Here is a 19680-nt window from a genome sequence, read left to right as displayed (position 1 = left end):
ATCAGTGCGGACGCAGGTGCAGCTGATAGAGCGTACCGGCGCCGCTCAACACGAGGAATCGGTCCTGGCCAAGGCAAACGGGCGCACTCTGAATGCCGCTGGAAGAGACATGGCTCTGGCCTACGCGATGCCCCGACCGCGGGTCAAAGACGTAGACCGATCCGGCGTCGTCGCTCACCAGCAGATCCGTGCCGCAGTGGGTGATACCCGTGAGGTACTGCCCCTTGAGCACATCGCTGCGCCACAAGACCACGCCGGAATGGGGGTCCACGGCAGCTATCCGTCCGTCCGCCAGAGCCACGTAGAGGTGTCCGTCCGCCAGTACCGGCGTGAGGGTGGTCGACATGGGCACCGACCACTCCTCACTGCCACCGCTGCGCGCGTAAGCCGCGAGGTTACCCTGGTAGGCGGCAGCGATGATCCGGTCACCATCCACGATGGGGTTGGCTGCGATGTCCACCATCCGCGCCAGCTCGTTGTTGCCATGGGGTATGGCCACCGCCGCCCGCCACAGCTCCGCGCCATTGCTGAGGTTCAGGGCCACCAGATTGCCGTCGGCAAAACCGGCATAGACCACGTCACCATGCACCACCGGCGCCGGCAGGGTACGCAGGAGCAGGGACGGTTGGTTCATGGAAAAGGTCCAGTCCAGCTTGCCATCGCCACGCTGGAGATCCACCAGTTGACCGTTTACCAACTGGGCTAGGACAGCCTCCTTGCTCACGGTAATGGGGCTCAAAACCTCCGAGTCCAACTGCGTCACCCACAGACGGCGGCCGTTCTTGGCGGAAAAGGCATACAGCTTGCCGCTGTCGGTACCGACGTAGAGGATGCCGTCGGCCAGGGTAGGACCACGCGCGCTCTTCCCGTCCAGGCGCACCATCCAGTCCTGCTTTCCACCCAGGTCGAGGCACAAAAGGTGTCCTGAAGCATCGACCAGATAGATGTGTCCCTCACCCACGGCAATATTGGAGGTCTCATAGGGTTGCAGGCGCCAGGTACCATAGAGGCGGGCCTGCCAATCCGTATCCACCTCCACCTTCACGGCCTGCTTCGCCAGAGGCGCAACGGCCTTGGGACTGGGCCGCGACGGCGAGAACCAGGAGAGCATGCCACAGCCCGACAGGGAAAAGAGCAGCACCGGCAAGAGAATCCATCGCCCAGGCCAGCGTGCGGTTGAGGGATGCGAGCTCACGAATGCACTCCGATATTGGCCAGTTTCAATTGGAGATAGGCGCGGTAGGGATCGGTGGCAGGCAGTGCCTGCTCCGCCTTGAGGTAATCCTGCCGCGCCTTGGGCCACGCTCTGAGGTATTCGTGCGCATCGCCGCGCAGCTCCCAGTAGAGGGGCGCATACACCGTGCCGGGCGCGCCCAGCGTGTCCAGAGCCTTCTTGGCCTGTCCCTGATCGAGCTGGAGCTCGGCCAGGGTAAAGCGGGCCAGCCCCGCCATCCCCGTGGGTAGATGGTCCTTCTTGAGGATTGCCTCGAGCTGTGCCTGCGCCTGCGCCTCATGGTGCTGCATCATCGCCATGCGCGCCGTGAAAAAACGCGCCATGGTCGCATAGGGCGTGTCGGGGTATTTCTGAAGCAGGGTCTGCGCGCTCACCTGGGCTGCCGCCAGCTGATTGGCGGCCATGGACTGCGTCAGTTCACTGTAGACCGCCGCAGCCTGGGCCATCTGATGCCGCTGATATTTCGCGTAGCCAAAAAAACCCATAGCGCCCAACACGACGAGCGCAAATACGAGGATGAGGGACTTACGGTGGCGATAAAGATAATCGGAGAGTTCTGGACCGGTCACGTCACACTTCGGGTAGCCATCGGATTGCGCTCAGTATGCGGAGGCGGCGTTCCGAAATCAACGCCTAGGGAACGCAAACCACACTCCAGCTCGGACCACGGTCCCTCCCAAGTGCCGGATCCACCCTGCTCCCGCAGACGAATCGGTGCGTCGTCGCCGGAGAGCTGCGCCGCGCCGACGATGGCTTGCATCTGGGCATCGCTCCGCTCCGCCTGCTTGAGCAGGACCTTGAGGCTGGCCGGTCCGCCGACCACCACCGCAACACCGCCGACACGCAAGGCCTCTGCCCGCTGCAGCACCGCCGCCATCGCCTGAGGATCCAGAGCCCCCAGAAAGAGCTGCACCCGAGCTGCGGGGTACGCACTGCCCGCCAGAGCTCGCAAGGCCAGCAGGCGCTCGAGTCCAGCCGCGAAACCCAAGGCCGGCGTCGCCGGCCCTCCCAGCTGTTCCACCAAGCCATCGTAACGGCCACCGGCGAGAACGGTGCCCTGGGCACCCAGGGCATCGCTCACCCATTCGAAGACCGTTCGATGGTAGTAGTCCAGTCCTCGCACCAAGCTGGTGTTGACGCGATAGGGGATGCCCAGGACATCGAGGTAGGAGCGCAGCTGCTGGAAGTGCGCCGCCGATTCCGAGTCCAGATGCTCCAGGAGCCGCGGTGCGTCCGCCGCCACGGTGCGACAGCTTTCTACCTTGCAGTCGAGAACGCGCAGGGGGTTACGCTCCAGGCGTTCACGGCAGTCCGGGCATAGACGCTCCGTCTGCGGACGCAGATACTGGCGCAGAAGCTCACGGTAATGCGCACGCGCCTCGGGGGTACCCAGGGAGTTGATCTGGAGCTCTGCCCGCACGCCGATACTGTTCAGAAGGCGGGCAGATAGGGCAATGAGCTCGGCGTCGCTGCTGGGATCGGCCAGACCGAACATCTCCACGCCCAGCTGATGGAACTGCCGATAGCGACCTTTCTGCGGTCGTTCGTGGCGAAACATGGGGCCGACATAGTAGAGCCGCGCCTGGGTGCCGCGCAGGCGGCCATGCTCGATGAGCGCGCGAACGACCCCCGCCGTACCCTCGGGACGCAAGGTCAAGGAATCGCCGTTGCGATCGAGGAAGGTGTACATCTCCTTTTGGACGATGTCGGTGACGTCGCCAATGGCGCGGGCGAAGAGTTCCGAGTGCTCCAGCAAGGGCAGCCGGATCTCACCGAAACCGTAGCGACGGAGCTGCTCACGCAGTATCGTCTCCAAAGCCTGCCAGGCAACAGTATCCTCGGGGAACAGGTCGTTCATGCCGCGAACGGCCTGCAAACCTTTGTGGGCCATGGGATGGGGTCAGGCCTCGGAGGCGCGGGCGCGACGGCGGGCCACTTCCGCGCGCACACGCTCTTCAAGCACGTCCACGATGTCCCGATTTTCGACCCGGTCCACCTGCTTTCCCTTGAAGTACAGAATACTGCGCTTGTCACCGCCGGCCAGACCGATATCGGCCTCCTTCGCCTCGCCAATACCGTTGACGACGCAGCCGATGACCGACACGTCCATGGGCTCGAGAATGTCCTCCAGCCGCTCTTCCAGTGCGTTTATGGTGCTGATGACGTCAAACTCCTGGCGCGAGCAGGAGGGACAGGCGATGAGGTTGATGCCCTTCTGCCGCAGGTGCAGGCTCTTGAGGATATCGAAACCCACCCGGATCTCTTCCACGGGATCCGCTGCCAGGGACACCCGGATGGTATCGCCGATACCCTCATTGAGCAGCAGACCCAGGCCTATGGCAGACTTGACGGTACCCGAGCGCAACCCCCCTGCCTCGGTAATGCCTAGGTGCAAGGGGTAGTCCACTTTCTGCGCCAAGAGGCGATAGGCACCCACGGCGAGGAAGACGTCCGAGGCCTTGACGCTGATCTTGACGTCGTGAAAATCGAGCTCGTCCAGAATGGCCACGTGGCGCAGGGCAGACTCCACCAGCGCCTCGGGAGTGGGCTCGCCATACTTTTCCTGAATGTCCTTTTCCAGGGAACCGGCATTCACCCCGATGCGGATGGGGATGCCGCGATCCTTGGCCATCTCCACGACGAGCCGGGTCTTGTCCACCGAACCAATGTTGCCGGGATTGATGCGCAGACCATCCACGCCATCGCGCATCACCTGCAGGGCGATGCGGTGATCGAAATGGATATCCGCCACCAGGGGTACCTCCACCTGCGCGCGGATGGCGCGAAAGGCCTCGGCAGCCTCCATGCTGGGTACCGAGACCCGTACGATATCCGCTCCCACGGCTTCGAGTCGCCGAATCTGCGCCACGGTTGCCGCCACGTCACGGGTTTCCGTATTGGTCATGCTCTGCACACTGATGGGCGCTCCGCCGCCGATGGCGACCTTGCCCACGTGGATTTGACGGCTGTGGCGACGGTGGATGGGCGATTCGTGGTGCATGACAAACCTCGCTGGTGATTACGCTCAGGATGCTGCCGGTGCGGAAGCGGGCGCGCCGCCGTGAAGCTCGCCCGAGGGCGTTTCCCCGTGGCTTGACGCTTTGGGCTGTGGGGATGATAACTCCGGGGCCACCGACGAATCCATCCCCGCAGTGGCAGGACCGGAATTTTGCGTTTGCCGCCGTGGTTTTCGCGCCGGGCTGGCGGTTGCGGCGACTGCGGCATTGCCACTCTGCACAGGCGCGGCGGCTGCGCTGGCGGCCGGTGCGGTCCCCACCTGCAGTCGCGCAACACCCAGGGCATTCACGGGCAGGGGTATCGACTTGCCATCGTAGGAAATCCGGACGTTCTGCGCCTTGCCTACCAGTATCCGGTAGGGCGGCAGCCCTTTGTCCACTACGATGGTCTGCCCCGCCTCGGCAAGCTCTGCAAGGAGCGTCTGGCCCCGTGCATCCTGAACCTGCACCCAGCAGCGACCGGTAAAGACGAAATGGAGGCCCGTGGCTGCCGTGGCCGCGCTTTGGGACGGCGCCACGATGGCACTGCCAGTTGCCGCGGCCACCGATGCAACACTGGCCGTGGCTGCCGGCGCCGGCACCGCCAGCCGCACAGCACTGGCCGCTGCGCTGGAGATGGAGCTTGCGGCGGGGGCGCTCGTGCTGGGGCCTGCCGCCGACATCGACTCTGTCGTCGCCGGCGCGGCCGCCTCCCCTCCCCAAAGCCACCAGGCGATACCGGCAATGGCGGCGGCCAATACCAGCGACACCAGGAGCATGGGCCAACGGTAATCGAGTAGGGGATCTTCCGAGTCCGGCAACACGTGATCCGTGGGCTTCAGTCCGGCGCCATTGCTGCGCCGATCGAAGAGGTCCAGCAGCGGTTCCGGGTCGAGATCCAGCAGGCGGGCATAATTCTTCAGGTAGCCGCGCGCGAAAGCCGCTCCCGGGAGCGCCTCGAAGCGGGCCTGCTCCAGAGCCTCTACCTGCGCGGCACGTATGTGCAGACGCTCGGCCACCTGCTGAGGAGTCCAGCCGCGTTGCTCCCGCACGCGCCGCAACACGTCGAAATCGTCGGTGGCTTCCTGGCGATCTGCACTCATGCCGTGACGGTCACCCTCCTCCCAGAAGCAAACGCTGCGCTTCCTTGCCCGCCGGCGAATACGGATTGGCGTTGACACAGCGCTGCCAATATTCCTCTGCCTCTCGTCGCTGCCCCTGGGCAGCTGCAATACGGCCGGCAAGCAGGAGTGCCGGCTGTTCCTGGGGTTCCTGCGCCAAGACTTCGCGTACGTGGGAGTAGGCTGCGGGAAGATCGCCCGCCGTAAAATCCAGCTGCGCCAGAACCTGCAGCGCCGGTGGGTAGGCCGGCTTCAGGTACAGCGCCCGCGCCAGCGCAGCCCGCGCCGCCGCCTGATCCTTCAGGCCGATGTAGGCAAGCCCTAGGTTGGTCCAGGCAAACTGAGGCGTCGCGTACAAGGGGTCTTCCGTGGCGCGCTTGAGGTAGGGGATGGCCTTGGCGTAGTCCTTGTGCTGCACTAGAAAGGCGCCGTAGTTGTTCAGATACTCCGGGTTCTTGGGATCCGCCGCCAGGGCCTTGGAAAAGGCCTGGGAGGCCGCCTCGGTCTGGTCGAGATTGGCATAGGCCAAGGCCATGACATTGTAGGCCTCACCGTGGTTGCCCGGTTCTTTCAGGGCAAGCTGCAGTTGCCGGATGGCTTCCCGCGGATGGCCGTCCTGCAGATAGGCGGCCCCCAAGGACGTGTAGATGGCAGCCTTGTCGGTGGGCGGCGCGCGCAGGCCGCGGGATTCCGCCGCGGCGGCGTTCTGTCGCGCCTCCTGCGCCGCCAGCTCTGCTGGCGCCAGATTACTGCGCTTGCTGGAAAAAAGTCCGCAGCCCGAGAGCGTACCGGCGACCAGGATCAGCGCCAAGGGAAGTCGCCACGCGCTACGCCTCATGGTCGCAGCTCCACCCGGCGGGCAGGCATCGGCACCAGGGCGCGCCGACCAGCGTGGACCTGTCCCGCCAGCTGACCACAGGCCGCTGCAATGTCGTCACCACGTGGTCGCCGCGTCACCGTCATGATTCCGGCGCTCAGAACAATCTCGCGAAAGGCGTCGATGCGGGCCAGACTGGAGCGCCGATAGGGGCTGCCGGGAAAGGGATTGAAGGGAATCAGATTCACCAGGGCCGGCAGTCCACGCAGCAGTCGCACCAGGGCACGGGCATCGGCATCGCTGTCGTTGACTCCATCCAGCATGACGTACTCAAAGGTGATGCGTCGCCGCGGCGGCAGCGGATAGCTTCGGCAGGCCGCCATGAGCTGCGCAAGTGGATAGTGGCGATTGATGGGAACGAGCTCGTCGCGCAGATCGTTCCGACTGGCGTGCAGGCTGATGGCAAGGTTGACCGGGGTCTCCCGCCCCAACTGTTCAAGGCCCGGCAAAACCCCGGCCGTGCTCACCGTCACCCGACGCGAACTGAGCCCGTAGGCAAAATCGTCGAGCAGCAGACGAATGACCGGGATCACCTGCTTGAGGTTGAGCAAGGGCTCGCCCATACCCATGAAAACCACATTGGTGATCGCATCCAGACCCAGATGACGGCGCGCCACCCGCACTTGGGCGACGATCTCGTGGCTGCTGAGATTGCGATTGAGCCCCTGGGCACCGGTGGCGCAGAAACTGCAGGCCAATGAGCAACCCACCTGCGAGGAAATGCAGAGCGTCCCGCGATCTTCCTCTGGGATGAAGACCGTCTCGATGGCATTACCATCGGGCAACCTCAGAAGCCACTTGCGGGTTTCGTCGCGGGCCAGCTGATCGGCAATGACCTCGGGCTCGTCCCAGCGGGTCTCGGCCATCAGCCGAGCCCGCAAGGCCTTGCTGATGTTGCTCATGGCGGCAAAATCGTCTACCTGGCGCTGGTGCAGCCATTGCAGGATCTGGCTCGCCCGGAAGGGAGGCTCGCCCCACTCCTGCAAAAGCGCCACCAGCCCCGCCCGATCCAAGCCCAGAAGGTGGGGCATTGCGCCCACCGGGCCGGCGGTAGCAAGCGGTTCGCTCATGAGCGCGGACACAACTCCCTCTTTGAGAAGAAGTAGGCTATCTCCCAGGCTGCGGTCTCGGCGCTGTCCGATCCGTGTACGGCGTTGGCGTCGATATTCTCGGCAAAATCGGCGCGAATGGTCCCCGGCGCCGCATCCTTGGGATTGGTGGCCCCCATGAGTTCGCGATTCTTGGCAATGGCACCCTCCCCTTCCAGGACGCTGACCAATACCGGGCCACTGCTCATGAACGCACACAGCTCACCGTAAAAGGGGCGGTCCTTGTGCACGGCGTAAAAGCCTCCCGCATCGGCAGCGCTCAGCTGTAGCATCCGAGCAGCAATCACCTGCAGGCCAGCCTGCTCGAAGCGGGACAGGATGGCGCCGATGGCGTTTTTTTTGACGGCGTCGGGTTTGATTATGGAAAGGGTGCGCTCAACTGCCATAAAATCCTCAATGGGGCCAAAAGGTAAAAGCGTGCATAGACTAGCACCGGCATGTCTTGCCCGCAATTTTAGGCTCGGATGAGGCCAGGCCTTTTCAGCGTTACCCGCGCGGTCAGCGGCCGGGGAAAACCCAAACGCCTTTTACCCGGTTTTCCGCAAGAGACTCAGCTGCGCACGACCGTAAACTGCCCCATCATGCCATTGTCCTCGTGCTCCAGCATGTGGCAATGGTACATGAAGGGGAAGGCTTTACTGGCGGGCTGGGTGAAGGTCATCGCCAGACGCACGCTCTCACCGCGACGAATCAGGACGACGTCCTTCCAGCCACGCTCCCACGGTGGCGGCTCACGTCCATCGCGGCTCTGGATGCGAAAGGACACCCCATGAACGTGGAAGGTGTGGGCCATGTGCGCCCGATTGACGACCTCCCACAGCTCCGTGCTGCCGAGGGTGGTGGAGAAATCGATGCGCCGCATGTCCATGGCTAGATGGTTGATGGTGAACAGCGGGAGATTCCCGATGCCCATGGACATACCCCCTGGACCGTTGCGTGGGGCCTTGGCCGCCGCCTTGCGCAGGGCAGCCATGCCAGCCATCCCTCCACCGCCCATGCCACCCATCATCCCCTGCAAACTGAAATGCCGCTCCCGCTGGATCTCGGGCAGATTCGCCAGGGTGGCGAGGTGCTCCGGCAGGCGCCCACCGGGCGCTCGGGCCGGACCAACCCGGATCTCCAGCAGATCGAAAACGCTGCGATCGTAGGCATCGCTGTCCATGGGCATGGTGCTGAGGCTCGGGACCACGGCGGCGGAATCGCTGCGTAGCCACAAGCGTTTGCCATCGAGGTGACGCAGGTCCACCAGGATCTCGGCACGCTCCGCCGGTGCCAGCAAGAGACGCTGCAAGGCGACTGGCGCTTCGAGAAAGCCGGCGTCCGTGGCGATCTGATAGAAAGTCCGATCCCCAGAGAGGGCGAAATTGTAGAGCCTCGCGTTGGAGCCGTTGAGCAGCCGCAGCCGCAGCCATCCCGCCGGCGCTTCGAGTACCGGCGACTCGCGACCGTTGACGAGGAAACGATTGCCTTTCATGCCCATGACGTCCATGACCTGAGGCATGTACACGAGGCGATCGTGTGCATCCAGCAGGCGGTCCTGCACGATGACCGGCACGTCGTCGATACCGTAGTACCGCGGTAGGCCGAGGCGCTCCGCGCTACCGTCCTGCACCAGATAGAGTCCGGCAAGGCCAGCGTAAACGTGCGGTCCGGTGCGGCCGTTCGGGTGCGGGTGGTACCAAAGCGGAGCTATGGTCAAGATTGGTGTATGAGCATTTGCTAACACGATTCAGGCGGCGTCCTGTTGAGGATCCAGCCGGGTTTCGTTGGCAGGCATCCCATCGACAAATGTCACCCCGGCAAAGAGCTCGCGCAGTCTTTCCGGATGCTGAATCCCGCGCCAGTGTCTCTCTGCCTGCTGGATGAGCTTGTAGCTCAGGCCAAGGAAAGTGGCTCGAGAGACACAGTTTTTAGTGCGGCTGCTGCGTTGCCGTACGGTGGCGAAGGTCGATTCGATGGCGTTGCTGCTGCGGATATGCCGCCAGTGCTCTGCCGGGAAGTCGAAGAAGGTCAGCAGCACGTCCCGGTCCTTCTCGAGCTTTGCGACCGCTCTGGGATATTTGGCCTGGTAGTCCCGCACGAAGGCTTGCCAGGCTTTCTCCGCAGCTTCACGGGTGTCGGCCATCCAGATCGCCTGCAGGGCGGCCTTGGCTTTCCCCTGAAGGCGCTTCGGTAGCTCGTTGAGGATGTTGGCCGTCTTGTGCACCCAACAGCGCTGATGACGGGTTTGTGGGTAAATCTCGTCCAGGGCGGCCCAGAAACCCATCGCCCCATCTCCTATGGCCAGTAGTGGCGCCTCCTGCAGCCCGCGGTCGCGCAAGTCCCGCAGGATCTCTAGCCAGGAGGCTTTGGACTCCCGTAAACCGTCGGTGACCGCCACGACCTCCTTCTTGCCCTCGGCCGTCACGCCAATAATGACCAAGAGACACATCCGGGGATCGTCCTCCGCCCGCAGCTGGGTATAGACCCCGTCGGCCCACCAATAGGCGTAGCGTTTTCCCTGTAGAGACCGGCGCTGCCATTGGGCATGCTCTTGCGCCCATTCGACTTTCAAGCGTCCCAGCACGGCCGGAGAAAGCCCCTTGGCCTCCTCGCCCAGGAGAACAGACAGCGCCTCGTGCATCCGTCCCGACGATACCCCGTGCAGGTACAACCAGGGGAGCGCTGCGGCCACGGTCCGCGACTTGCGCACGTAGGGCGGTACCAGGGAAGAACGGAAGACCACGCCCGAACCGGAGCGGTCTCGCACCTTGGGGACCTGTACAGGCACGGGGCCGACCGCTGTCAGGATCTCCCGCTCCGGCAGATATCCATTCCGCACGACGGCCCGGCGACCATCGACCATGCGTACCGCGGCATACTCCTCCAGCAGCACCTGCACCTCGCCCTCGATGGCCTGTTGGATCAGCTGGCGCGCGGACCGCCGCAATAAGCCCTCGATGTTCAGGCCCAACTCTCCCATTCCTCCGTCGAAACCAGTACTCTCTTGCATGGCGCACTCCTCATTCGTTGCGAATCGGATCCAGAAACCCTTTTCTAGCAACAGTGCGCCACCCTCCTCAAGCTAGTTGTAGACCTCCCGTACACCAGATTCGAGCATAGCTCACCAAAGCGTCGCCTCCGGCTGATCGATGGTGTAGTGGTAGTGCCAGGTCCGCCCCGGGGCGATCAGGCTCTGCGGTCCACCGTCCATGTCGCCGGGCACGTGCGCGCCGTGCCAGTGGGTGGTGGTACTCTGATCGAGACCGTTGTGGACCAGGATCCGTATGGGTTCTCCCCGGGGAATGCGCAGGCTTGGCCCCAGGATCGCACCGCGATAACCCCAGGTTGGGGTTGGCGCCAGCCCAGCACTCAGCTGGGCTTGCCCTGCCGCTATGGCCAGACGGTATTCACGCACGCCATCGGCGGCGCGATTGCCCGGCGTACAGAGGCGGGATGGGCAAGGGCCCCGCAAAGCTCGGTGTGTGCCTGAGGATCGGAGTCGTTGCCAACATGGAACCCATGGCCCCCATGCCCATGGATTCGGATCCCGCTGCCATGGACATTCCCGCCATATGAGCGGCCCGCACCCAGTTGCTGGTGCCGGCCAGAAGTGCGGCGGCGGCAAGCTCACGCAGGAAAAGGCGACGGGAGGTGGAGCGGGATTGTGAAGATACACGCTGGTGCGGCATGGCTAGGATCCTCGTGCAACGGGTTATCGACCACTCTAGAGCAGACCTTTCAATCCGACAACCGTGAAGCGATTGTAAGGTTTAGTTTTTTGGGCGGCACCTTCGTCGGACACTCGCCTAAAGCCCGGGCCCGATGTGGTCGTGGCATCCGCGTATGCCAAGATTCGCGCAAAGCTCCAAATTCTGAAAACGTCGGGAAAGCGCTTGGGCTACCTCGGAATCCATGGGACCACAGGCCGGCCAAGCGTGTGGGAAAAGGTCATGTCACGGAAATTCACACCAGGGTTTCGCCCCGTAAAACAGACTTGTAGATGACCCCATGGGATACTAGACTTTAAGGCCCCACCGGGGCAGGAGCGATAAGACGATGAATTCCATATTTCAACGTATTCAACTAATGTTCACCAACCCCCGCGAACTTTGGGCGCAGATTGCCGGGGAAGCAACATCCATCAATAGCCTTTATCTGGGCTGGGTAGTCTGGCTCGCCGCCGTGCCTGCCGTCGCCGGTCTTCTGGGCAGCCTCTGGTGGGTCGGGCGCATGTCTGGGATGCTCAAACCCTATATGCTCATGGGGACCGGTATTCTGGTCACCAGTGCCATCCTCAGTTATGTGACGGGAATTGCCCTGGTCGTTCTGCTATCCTGGATAATCAAGGCACTGAGCCCATCCTTCCAGTGCTCAGCCGATCTCGTGCAAGCCACCAAGACGGTCGCCTACGCCATCGCTCCGATCTGGATTGCCGGGGTTCTGCTCATCATACCGCCCCTGGGCGCCATCGCCGTTCTGATAGCTGCCATCTACGCCATCTACCTGCTCTATCTGGCATTGCCGCAGACCCTCCAGTGCCCTGCGGACAAAAGCATCGCTTTTACCGCGGTGATCGTCGTCATCGCCTTGGTGATCAACTTCATCCTGAGAATGATCGTCGGCTCCCTCGTTTTTGCGGGGACACCCTTGTCGACACCGATGTTTTGAACCGGAAAACGGATCCCACCGGCGAGCCGCTTTTCCCGTCGGACGCCGAGCAACGGTCCCTACGGCTTCTCGGGGTCGGCGGCGCCTGGATGTAGAGGGATAGGCCATGGAGTCCTCCCAAAATGGCGCCCTCTGTGCCGCTGTCGCGGTCGATCGGCTGTGTGCCCATTGGGTCATGTGGCGCAGTGCAGGTTCTTCAGCCCGCGTTCTGGGCAATGATCCTCTGCGCCAGCTGGCGCGCCCTTTGCAGCTCGCGACGGTAGATGCCAGTCTCGTAGCCCTCGACGGGCGTCTTGGTGAGGGGCGCAAGCACACTGCGTTTACCCTTCCCCGCGATGTCGATACGTGCCACCATGGATAAGCCCGGACGCAGGGGATGCTTCGCCAGTGCCTTGGCGGGCAGAGAGATGCGCAGCGGAACACGCTCGACGATGTGGATATAATTTCCGGTGGCGTTTTCTGGCGGCAATATGGAGAAGGCGCTGCCGGCGCCGGGCACCAAGCCTTCCACGACCCCACGATAGACAACCGAATCACCGTAATAATAGCTGGTGAGACGGACGGTATCGCCCGGCCGAACCTGGGCCATTTCCGTCTCTTTGACATTGGCCACCACCCAGAGCCCATGCAGGGGTACGATGCTGAAGAGCTGCTGACCCGGGTGGATCCGCAGACCGGGGTAGGCGTGGCGCTGTGCCACGTAGCCACTGACGGGAGCGCGCAGATCCCGGCGGGCCCAGGAAAGATAAGCGCTCTCCACCCGGGTAACCGCCGCACGTACCAGAGGATTGTCGCTCAGGTTGGTGTTACCCACCAGGGCCAGCGCCGCCGCCAATTTGGCCCGTGTCGCTCCCATTTGGGCCCGCAACACGCGCATGTCCGCTTGCGTATCGGTGATGCGGATGGTGGCTACCGCACCGCCTGCCTGCGCCTTGCGATAGCGTGAGAGATTCTCGCCCAGCTTGGCATACTCTGCCTTCTGCGCGTCGAGGCTGTGCTGCAGGCGCTGCACCTCGGCGAACTCCCGGCGTAACTCGCGTACCGTCCGGCCCAGGGCGGCCTCGCTGGCCTTCAGGGCGAGGTAGCTGCGATCGCCCTGGACACTGGCGAGCAGTGCTCCCGCATGGACGTACTCGGTATCCTCTACATAGACGCGGCGGACGGTAGCTTCCGTCTGCGCCTGTACGGGGACGATGTTACCCTGCACGTAGGCGTCGTTGGTGCGGATGCGCTGGCTGCCCACCAACATCCACCAGATACCCCAGCCCGCCGCGAGCAGCAGCAGAACCACGGCAAAGATCGCGAAATTACTACGGGAACGGGACGGACGTACCTGCCCTTCTGCTTCAGCCATCGTGCTCCTTTGTCTGCTGCTCATGGGCCAAGGTATAACCGCCGCCCAAGGCCGATTCCAATAATACCCAGTTCTGCAGGCGCCGGGTTCGATCTACCGTCTCTGCTTCCCTGGTGCGCTGCAACTGAATGCGCGCCTCGAGACTGGGAAGCCGAGATGCCAGACCACTGCGCCAGGCCGAGCGCTGCAGGAGCCATTGGTTTCGCTGCGACCGCCACTGGGCACGCAAGGCTGCGGCATCGCGCTGCAGTCGCTGGGCCTCGCTGAGTACGTCGGCCACCTGCCGTAAAGCATTCAGGATCGTCGCTCGATAGTGGTCCTGTGCTGCCAGAAAAACCGCATTCTGCGACCTCAGCTGAGCCCGGAGCGCGCCCCCCTCAAAGATGGGCAGAGTAATGGCGGGACCGACGGCGTGGGCAAAATTGCCGGGGTCAAAGAGATCCGCCAGGTGAATGCTGTTCCACCCGGCCAGAAGCCGAAGATTGATGTTGGGATAGAAGGCCGCACGCGCGGCCCCAACCTGGGCGGCGGCCGCGCGCACAGCCCAGCGCGCGGCAACGATATCGGGTCGTCGACCGAGAAGCCCCATGGGCAGCTGCGCGGGTACACCCACGTCCGGCAGGGGTTGGCGAGCATCCGCTGCGTTCACGTCGATGACCGCATCGGGCCCCTGCCCCGCCAGATCTGCCAGTGCGTGTTTCTGGGCAGCGATGGCAGCTACCAGGGCGGCACAGCGCTGGGAAGATTGTTGCAAAGTCACCTTCGCCCCGTCCACGGCACTGCGATCCTCGAGGCCGCTACGGTACGCCTGCTCGGCCACCTGCAGGGCTGCCTTCTGCCAGTGACGCAGCCGTCTTTCCTCTCGCAGGAGCTGCGTGTCCCCCTGCAGGGCCACATAATGCAGGGCTATGGCCGTGCTGAGCAGCAAGCGTGTCTGGGCGGCCTGCGCTCGTACCATGGCCAGACGACCCCGCGCCGCCCGCACCAGATCGGCGTCCCGCCCCCAGAGATCGACGTGATACCGGGCCTCGATGGGATTGAGCTCGGTATAGAAGTTGCCCGTACCGTTGGCGCTGAGGTGCAGCCCCTGGGCCGAAAAGTACTGTTGGGTAAAGGCCAGACCGAGCTGAAAGTGGGGCAGCAACCGGGAATGGGCCGCCGTCACCTGGGCCTCGGCCAGCAGCACCCGGGCACTGGCCTCCCGTAGGTCGGGATTGTGGGCAAGGGCCTGCGCCACCAAGGTATTCAGGGCCGGTTGCCGTAGAGCTTGCCACCAACGCGCGCGCGGCCAGGGGATGGTGGTCATGCCCGCGGGGCGTGCCATTTTCGGCAGAGCCGTGGCGTCGCCGTTCCGGGGGAGATACTTGGGCAAGCCCGCACAGCCGGTGAGGAGCAGAAAGAGGGCGGGCATGAGATGATGTGGTCGGAACTTCACTGCCACAATCTGCCGCTCACCAAACATCGGCACTGCCCACCACACTCGCGTAACCGGCCCGCACGCACGCTAAACTGGTGCAGGCCGTGGACCCTCGTGTCCACGACAAACACATACGATATTGACGTCCAGCCAATCACCTGGTTCTCGAACAGCGGCCCAAACCTTGGCGCGAGTGTAGCACCGACGAGGCCCAAGCGTCCTCTGCATCCGCGTTTCGAGATCCAAACAACAGCCTGCCGCGGGATCGTCCCAAACGTGAGCCATTCCGCATCCCCATGCGATGGTGGCGACCGCGATGGTGGCAACCGCGATGCTGCCCGCCGACGGGCAGCGGTTCTCCGCAGGTCTCGTCGCAAACACCTTGGGTGGCGGATCGAGCCGCCGCGCCAGCGCCAAAGGCATGCGGCGCCGCCGGCGTCGGTCGCGCTGGTTCTTCCTTGCCCAGCTTGGGACAAGATCTCAGGGCAGGATATGGATTAGGCGCGCGCAATTCCCCTTGCGTCCGGCCATCAGACTATCCGGCGCCGGGAAGTCGGCAACTTTATCGGCGCGCAAGGTGATCCACGCTTCCGTCAACACCGTACCCTCGCGCCTGGGTCCACCGCGGGCGCCATCGGGTTGCTCACAGCGCAACTCCAGGGCATCGCTGTGGCCATGGAAAGCATCGGCAAAGGCACGCAACAAGGCATCGCGACGTACCCACTCACCGCGGTGGTCGCGGACGAAGGCGGTGAAACTGCTGGCATTGACCTTGTCCAAGAGATTCAGGGCCTGGGTGAAATAGGCATCGGGGCTGGATCCAAAGCAAACCTCGTGCTTGTAAAACTCATGCCGATCCAGACAGTTGTTGGTCATGGGCATGTGCTCGCGTAAACGACTTTCCGTGGCGGGCGAGAGTTTCAAGGCCGGTAGGGCGCTGCAGGAGTCGTGGGGAAGCGGCGGACGACCCGGCTCGAACCAGTTGCAGCCGTATTTCCACCAGGTCTCATCCGGTACTTGCTGACGCACCAGAACCTCGGGCCGGCTTGCCCAAAGACCGTGCAGACTCCACTCCCGACTAGCCCGCGAACGCGGACCCATATGGGCGCAGCTTGCGCCCACATCGCTCCAGGCCTTGCACACCCCCGGTTGCCACAGCAGGGCAAAGGTGTAGTGCTGAAAGCGCATCTCGGCAGCGGGCGGGACGTTTTCCTTGGCCCAAGCCGTCAAAGGACCAAACCAGCACAGCAGGCCCAGCACGAGCCCCAGCATCCAAGCCATTACGCTCCCTTCCTTTTTATGGCGCACGTCATTCTCCTTGTCGCCAAGCCATCCAGACGATACCCGCCATGAGGATGGCGGGAAAGGTGTATGCTGCCACGTATGCCCAGGGACTGCGCAAGAGGGCATAGTTGAGGACCAGGGTCAGCAGAACCACGGCAACGGTATAGCGGTCACCAAAGAGGGTTTTCCACAAGGCTCTCATGCCGCCACCCCGCGTACCTTGTTCGCCCGCAGCAGCAGTACGGCAAGCATACCAGTCAAGAGATAAAAGGCCACCAGCACCGGGATGGCGGCGTCCTCACCGGGCCAAGCAAGACCCAGGGCGTGCAGAGTCCAATAGCTGCCGAAGGCCGTGATCATGGCACCGACAAAGAACTTCATACTGTTCTCCGGAACCCGTCGCAGGGGGCGATGGATGATGCCCCCCGCCAGGGCGACCAGGACCAGGGCGCCGGCGGCGGCAGCGGCGGCAAGGGTCATGGTGTGGGTCTGCGCTCCCAGGGCGATGACGATGAGCCATACCTCGAGCCCCTCCAGCAATACGCCCTTGTAGGCTACGAGCCAAGCCGCCGAAACATCGCCGCGTAGCCGATCCTGGGTCTTGGCGAAGGCCTTCTCCTCATCGTGCAGGGGCACCCGCCCGGAGGCGCGGGCAATGGCCTTGGCCAACCAGCGACTACCAAAAAAGAGCAGGAAGATGCCCACCACCGCCTGCAGCCAGAGGACATCGATGCCCGCCAGCAAGAGGCTGCCGCCGGCCACGGTCATGGCCACGAGGGTCAGGATGGCGGCGATGCTCGCCCCCAGCGCCCGTGGCCAGCCAATGGTCAGGGCGACGGCGAGGACGATGGTGAAGGCCTCGACCCATTCGACAATGGCAGCAAGACCAGTGGCCGTAACGATTTGCCAGGGCGACATAATTCACTCCTGTGAAGATCGTGGAAAAAAGAAAAGCTGTTGTGGGTCGACCCACAGGCGCGCGTGCGCCGGCGGCGCACTGCTGGATAGGGCGACCAAAGTATCGGACAAACCCGGGAGCTCCCAGTAGCTGCGATAGTGGCCGCGCTCAAAGGCACAATGGCGCAGCACAGCCGCAAGCCCCCGCTGGGCCTCGCCCCGGATCTCCACACGCTCAGGTCGGATGAAGAGCCAACCCGAGCCAGAGGCGCCACCAAAGCCCGGGTGTTTCAGCCCCTGTCCAGCGAAGTCCAGCATGCCATCCTCCCAGCGCGCCGGGAAAGGCCCTTGGGCGCCGGTGAAGCGTGCGATCCAGGGCAGTTGCGGGTGATCGTAGAGGTTCTGGGGCGAACCGTCCTGGACGACACGGCCATCGGCGAGGACCACGACCCGATCCGCCAGACGCCAGAGGTCGTCGGGATCGTGGCTGACGATCAAGGCACCGATACCCAACTCCCGCAGCCAGCGCCGAATCTCCAAACGCAATTGTTCGCGCAACTCCACATCGAGGCTGGACAGCGGCTCGTCCATGAGCATGAGGCTGGGAGCCACGGCCAGGGCCCGCGCGAGCCCCACCCGCTGGCGCTGCCCACCGGAAATCTCGTGGGGTCGGCGCTTGGCGAGCTGGGCGATGCCCATACGCTCGAGCAACGCGCGCGTCTTCTCGCGCCCGCTACGCCCGGGAATGACCAACTGGACATTCTCTTCCACCGTCAGATGCGGCCACAGGGCGTGCTCCTGGAAAACCATGGCCATCCGTCGCTGCTCGGGGCTGAGCGCCGTACCGCGGCCATCGTCCAACAGGTCTCCCTGAAGCCGAATACGGCCTTTTTCCAGGGGTTCGAGCCCGGCAATGGCGCGCAGCAGGCTGCTCTTGCCCGAGCCCGAGGGACCGATGAGTAGCACGACCTCGCCCGGATTCAAGCGGAGATCGATCCCGCGCAGAATCGTCTTTCGCCCCAAGCGCAGATGCAAGGCCTGCACTTCCAGAAGCGCCGCCGCACCGTCGCTGGCTTCTCCTGCATGCGCCGCACCCACCGCTGGCACCCACTCCCTTGCCGTCGCCATACCGCTCGCCTCCTATTGTGTCACAGCCATCCGGTAATCGGGGAGTGCAAAACGCAGCAGCACCAGCACCACCACCGTAACCAGAGCCACGCTCGCCAAACCGCCCAGGGCAAGGCGCGCCGCCGCCGCAAAATGCTCACCGTTGTTCAGGGCGAGTACCGCAACCCCCAAGGGCGTCTTGCCCGCCGGGTAAAGGAGTTCCGATACCGGCAGCTCAAACATCACCGTGCCAAAGGCCAGAAGCCAGCCGCGCACCAGCGGCCGCGACAACAGGGCCGCATCGATGTCCAGCCAGCGGACCCAGGCCGATACCCCGTGGATGCGAGCGGCATCCCCCAGCGACCGATCCAGCTGGGCCATGGGCGCCTGCAAAAGGCGGGTGAGCATGGGCGCGGTAGCCGCCGTATAGGCCAGAATCAGCAGGAGACTGCCGCCGTAGAGGGAGAAGCCGGGCAGGTTGAAGGCCATGATGTAGGCCGCCCCCAGTACCAGTCCGGGTACGGCCATGTTCCCCATGGAAAACACGTCCATGGCCCGTCCACCGACGCCGCCGGAGACCAGGCTGCGTGCAAACAGCCAGGCCAGCAGGATGGCCAGGGATGCTGCCAGGAGGGCAAAGCCCAGGGAGTGCAGGACCGGGTCCCAGTCGGCCATACGCAATGCCGACACGCCGCCCTGAAAAGCGGAGCGGACGATGGCCAACATGGGCAGGACGAGGACCAGTACACCCACCACCAGATTCATCGCGGCAATCACCAGGGCCTCGGATCGTTTCGGCCGCGCGGGAAGCCGATGCCGGACCTGTGCATGCACGAGCACCGCGCCAAAGCGCCTTTGCAGCGCGATCTGCACCAGCGCCCCAGAAAATGCGAGAACCACCAGGAGCAAGGCAAGCCGCGACGCACCCACGAAATTCAGGGGCGAGGTACTCAGGGCCGCGTAGATGGAATAGGTCAGGATCGGCAGATGCAGGTGTGCCCCGAGGGTTGCCGGAATGCCGAATTCCTGGACACTCTCGATGAAGGACACCACGGTGGCGGCGGAGGCAACGGGTATGGCCAAGCGCAGAAATACCCGCACCGCCCGACCCGGACGAACGGCAAAGATGCGCATGGCTTCCGTCAGTTCGTGGCCCAGGGCAGCCCAGAGCGGGCGCACCACGAAGATGGCAAAGGGCAGCGCCTTGGCGGCGAGCAGGACGATGATACCCACAGGGCTATAGAACCCGTCGTGCAAGAAGCCGTGGCGAAGAATCGGCGCAGCGAACAGGATCTCCCAGCCCGTGGTAAGGAGATAGCTGGGCATCAGAAAAATGAGCCAGAGCACCGCCTCGGACCAAGGATGCCAGGCACTGCGCCGCCGCTCCATGGCCCAGGCCCAGAAAGTACCCAAGGCCGCGGCCAAGCCGGCGGCGGCAATGGCCAGCACCACGGAGTTGCGCAAAGCCGCCCAGCCATCGCTGGGCCAGGAGGCCGCCCCGAGGCTCTCGGGCGCCCAATGGGGAAACCAGGGCAAAAGCAGGAATCGCCCCAGAGGGTAAACAAAAAAGATCAGGATGATCAGCCACACCGGCAGGGTGCGCAGGATGCCTCGATAACGCCGCACACTCACCC

At 63.8% G+C, this 19680-nt stretch carries 20 protein-coding genes; 1 reads left to right on the top strand and 19 read right to left on the bottom strand.

The genetic code is table 11. The annotated features are described in order from the left end of the window. Window position 1: 1 nt before the first annotated feature. From bamB to ACAty_RS16290, 12 genes are all read right to left on the bottom strand, one after another. Window positions 2-1195: an outer membrane protein assembly factor BamB gene (bamB, locus tag ACAty_RS05645; RefSeq protein ID WP_038471764.1), complete on the bottom strand. Its 1194-nt coding sequence runs from the start codon at window positions 1193-1195 to the stop codon at window positions 2-4. Beyond that, window positions 1192-1803 (bottom strand): YfgM family protein, encoded by a 612-nt coding sequence (locus ACAty_RS05640; protein ID WP_004871778.1) that lies wholly within the window; start codon window positions 1801-1803, stop codon window positions 1192-1194. Before ACAty_RS05640 ends, bamB begins: the two co-directional genes overlap by 4 nt. Beyond that, window positions 1800-3125, bottom strand: a complete 1326-nt coding sequence (gene hisS, locus ACAty_RS05635) for a histidine--tRNA ligase (protein ID WP_004871777.1) — start codon at window positions 3123-3125, stop codon at window positions 1800-1802. The genes ACAty_RS05640 and hisS overlap by 4 nt, the downstream gene beginning before the upstream one ends. 9 nt (window positions 3126-3134) lie before the next feature. Further along, window positions 3135-4235: a flavodoxin-dependent (E)-4-hydroxy-3-methylbut-2-enyl-diphosphate synthase gene (gene ispG / locus ACAty_RS05630; RefSeq protein WP_004871776.1), complete on the bottom strand. Its 1101-nt coding sequence runs from the start codon at window positions 4233-4235 to the stop codon at window positions 3135-3137. Window positions 4236-4259: 24 nt separating this feature from the next. After that, window positions 4260-5333, bottom strand: a complete 1074-nt coding sequence (locus ACAty_RS05625) for a helix-turn-helix domain-containing protein (RefSeq protein WP_004871775.1) — start codon at window positions 5331-5333, stop codon at window positions 4260-4262. Window positions 5334-5343: 10 nt separating this feature from the next. Further along, a complete protein-coding gene (pilW, locus tag ACAty_RS05620; protein ID WP_038471758.1) occupies window positions 5344-6189 on the bottom strand; it encodes a type IV pilus biogenesis/stability protein PilW in 846 nt (281 codons plus the stop codon). After that, window positions 6186-7298: a 23S rRNA (adenine(2503)-C(2))-methyltransferase RlmN gene (gene rlmN, locus ACAty_RS05615; RefSeq protein ID WP_051620747.1), complete on the bottom strand. Its 1113-nt coding sequence runs from the start codon at window positions 7296-7298 to the stop codon at window positions 6186-6188. Before rlmN ends, pilW begins: the two co-directional genes overlap by 4 nt. Beyond that, window positions 7295-7723: a nucleoside-diphosphate kinase gene (gene ndk / locus ACAty_RS05610; protein ID WP_004871770.1), complete on the bottom strand. Its 429-nt coding sequence runs from the start codon at window positions 7721-7723 to the stop codon at window positions 7295-7297. Before ndk ends, rlmN begins: the two co-directional genes overlap by 4 nt. A gap of 164 nt (window positions 7724-7887) precedes the next feature. After that, a complete protein-coding gene (locus ACAty_RS05605) occupies window positions 7888-9036 on the bottom strand; it encodes a multicopper oxidase family protein (RefSeq protein ID WP_226859578.1) in 1149 nt (382 codons plus the stop codon). 30 nt (window positions 9037-9066) lie between these two features. Further along, the gene (locus tag ACAty_RS05600) at window positions 9067-10329 is read right to left on the bottom strand and encodes an IS256 family transposase (protein ID WP_004868469.1); all 1263 of its coding nucleotides are present in this window, start codon (window positions 10327-10329) and stop codon (window positions 9067-9069) included. Window positions 10330-10440: 111 nt separating this feature from the next. Next, a complete protein-coding gene (locus ACAty_RS16295; RefSeq protein ID WP_038471754.1) occupies window positions 10441-10734 on the bottom strand; it encodes a multicopper oxidase domain-containing protein in 294 nt (97 codons plus the stop codon). Next, window positions 10727-11008 (bottom strand): twin-arginine translocation signal domain-containing protein, encoded by a 282-nt coding sequence (locus ACAty_RS16290; protein ID WP_038471752.1) that lies wholly within the window; start codon window positions 11006-11008, stop codon window positions 10727-10729. Before ACAty_RS16290 ends, ACAty_RS16295 begins: the two co-directional genes overlap by 8 nt. 367 nt (window positions 11009-11375) lie before the next feature. Here ACAty_RS16290 and ACAty_RS05585 point away from each other — a divergent pair, with 367 nt between their 5' ends. Beyond that, window positions 11376-11987: a Yip1 family protein gene (locus ACAty_RS05585; protein WP_004871761.1), complete on the top strand. Its 612-nt coding sequence runs from the start codon at window positions 11376-11378 to the stop codon at window positions 11985-11987. Window positions 11988-12183: 196 nt separating this feature from the next. Here ACAty_RS05585 and ACAty_RS05580 read toward each other — a convergent pair whose 3' ends face one another. The 7 genes from ACAty_RS05580 to ACAty_RS05555 form a co-directional block, all read right to left on the bottom strand. After that, window positions 12184-13341, bottom strand: coding sequence for an efflux RND transporter periplasmic adaptor subunit (locus ACAty_RS05580; RefSeq protein WP_004871756.1), 1158 nt, complete (start codon window positions 13339-13341; stop codon window positions 12184-12186). After that, window positions 13334-14803: an efflux transporter outer membrane subunit gene (locus ACAty_RS05575; protein WP_193787416.1), complete on the bottom strand. Its 1470-nt coding sequence runs from the start codon at window positions 14801-14803 to the stop codon at window positions 13334-13336. The genes ACAty_RS05580 and ACAty_RS05575 overlap by 8 nt, the downstream gene beginning before the upstream one ends. Before the next feature lie 435 nt (window positions 14804-15238). Continuing rightward, the gene (locus tag ACAty_RS05570; protein WP_004871743.1) at window positions 15239-16039 is read right to left on the bottom strand and encodes a ribonuclease T2 family protein; all 801 of its coding nucleotides are present in this window, start codon (window positions 16037-16039) and stop codon (window positions 15239-15241) included. A 28-nt stretch (window positions 16040-16067) separates the two neighbouring features. Beyond that, window positions 16068-16244: a hypothetical protein gene (locus ACAty_RS16100; protein WP_014002844.1), complete on the bottom strand. Its 177-nt coding sequence runs from the start codon at window positions 16242-16244 to the stop codon at window positions 16068-16070. Continuing rightward, window positions 16241-16960, bottom strand: coding sequence for a COG4280 domain-containing protein (locus ACAty_RS05565; RefSeq protein WP_004871737.1), 720 nt, complete (start codon window positions 16958-16960; stop codon window positions 16241-16243). The genes ACAty_RS16100 and ACAty_RS05565 overlap by 4 nt, the downstream gene beginning before the upstream one ends. Window positions 16961-16963: 3 nt before the next feature. Continuing rightward, window positions 16964-18067, bottom strand: a complete 1104-nt coding sequence (locus ACAty_RS05560) for an ABC transporter ATP-binding protein (protein WP_004871734.1) — start codon at window positions 18065-18067, stop codon at window positions 16964-16966. A 12-nt stretch (window positions 18068-18079) separates the two neighbouring features. Then, the gene (locus ACAty_RS05555) at window positions 18080-19678 is read right to left on the bottom strand and encodes an ABC transporter permease (RefSeq protein WP_051620746.1); all 1599 of its coding nucleotides are present in this window, start codon (window positions 19676-19678) and stop codon (window positions 18080-18082) included. Window positions 19679-19680: the final 2 nt, after the last annotated feature.

This window comes from Acidithiobacillus caldus ATCC 51756, from assembly GCF_000175575.2.
Lineage (GTDB): Bacteria > Pseudomonadota > Gammaproteobacteria > Acidithiobacillales > Acidithiobacillaceae > Acidithiobacillus_A > Acidithiobacillus_A caldus.
This window is presented reverse-complemented; position numbering and strand designations above follow the sequence as displayed.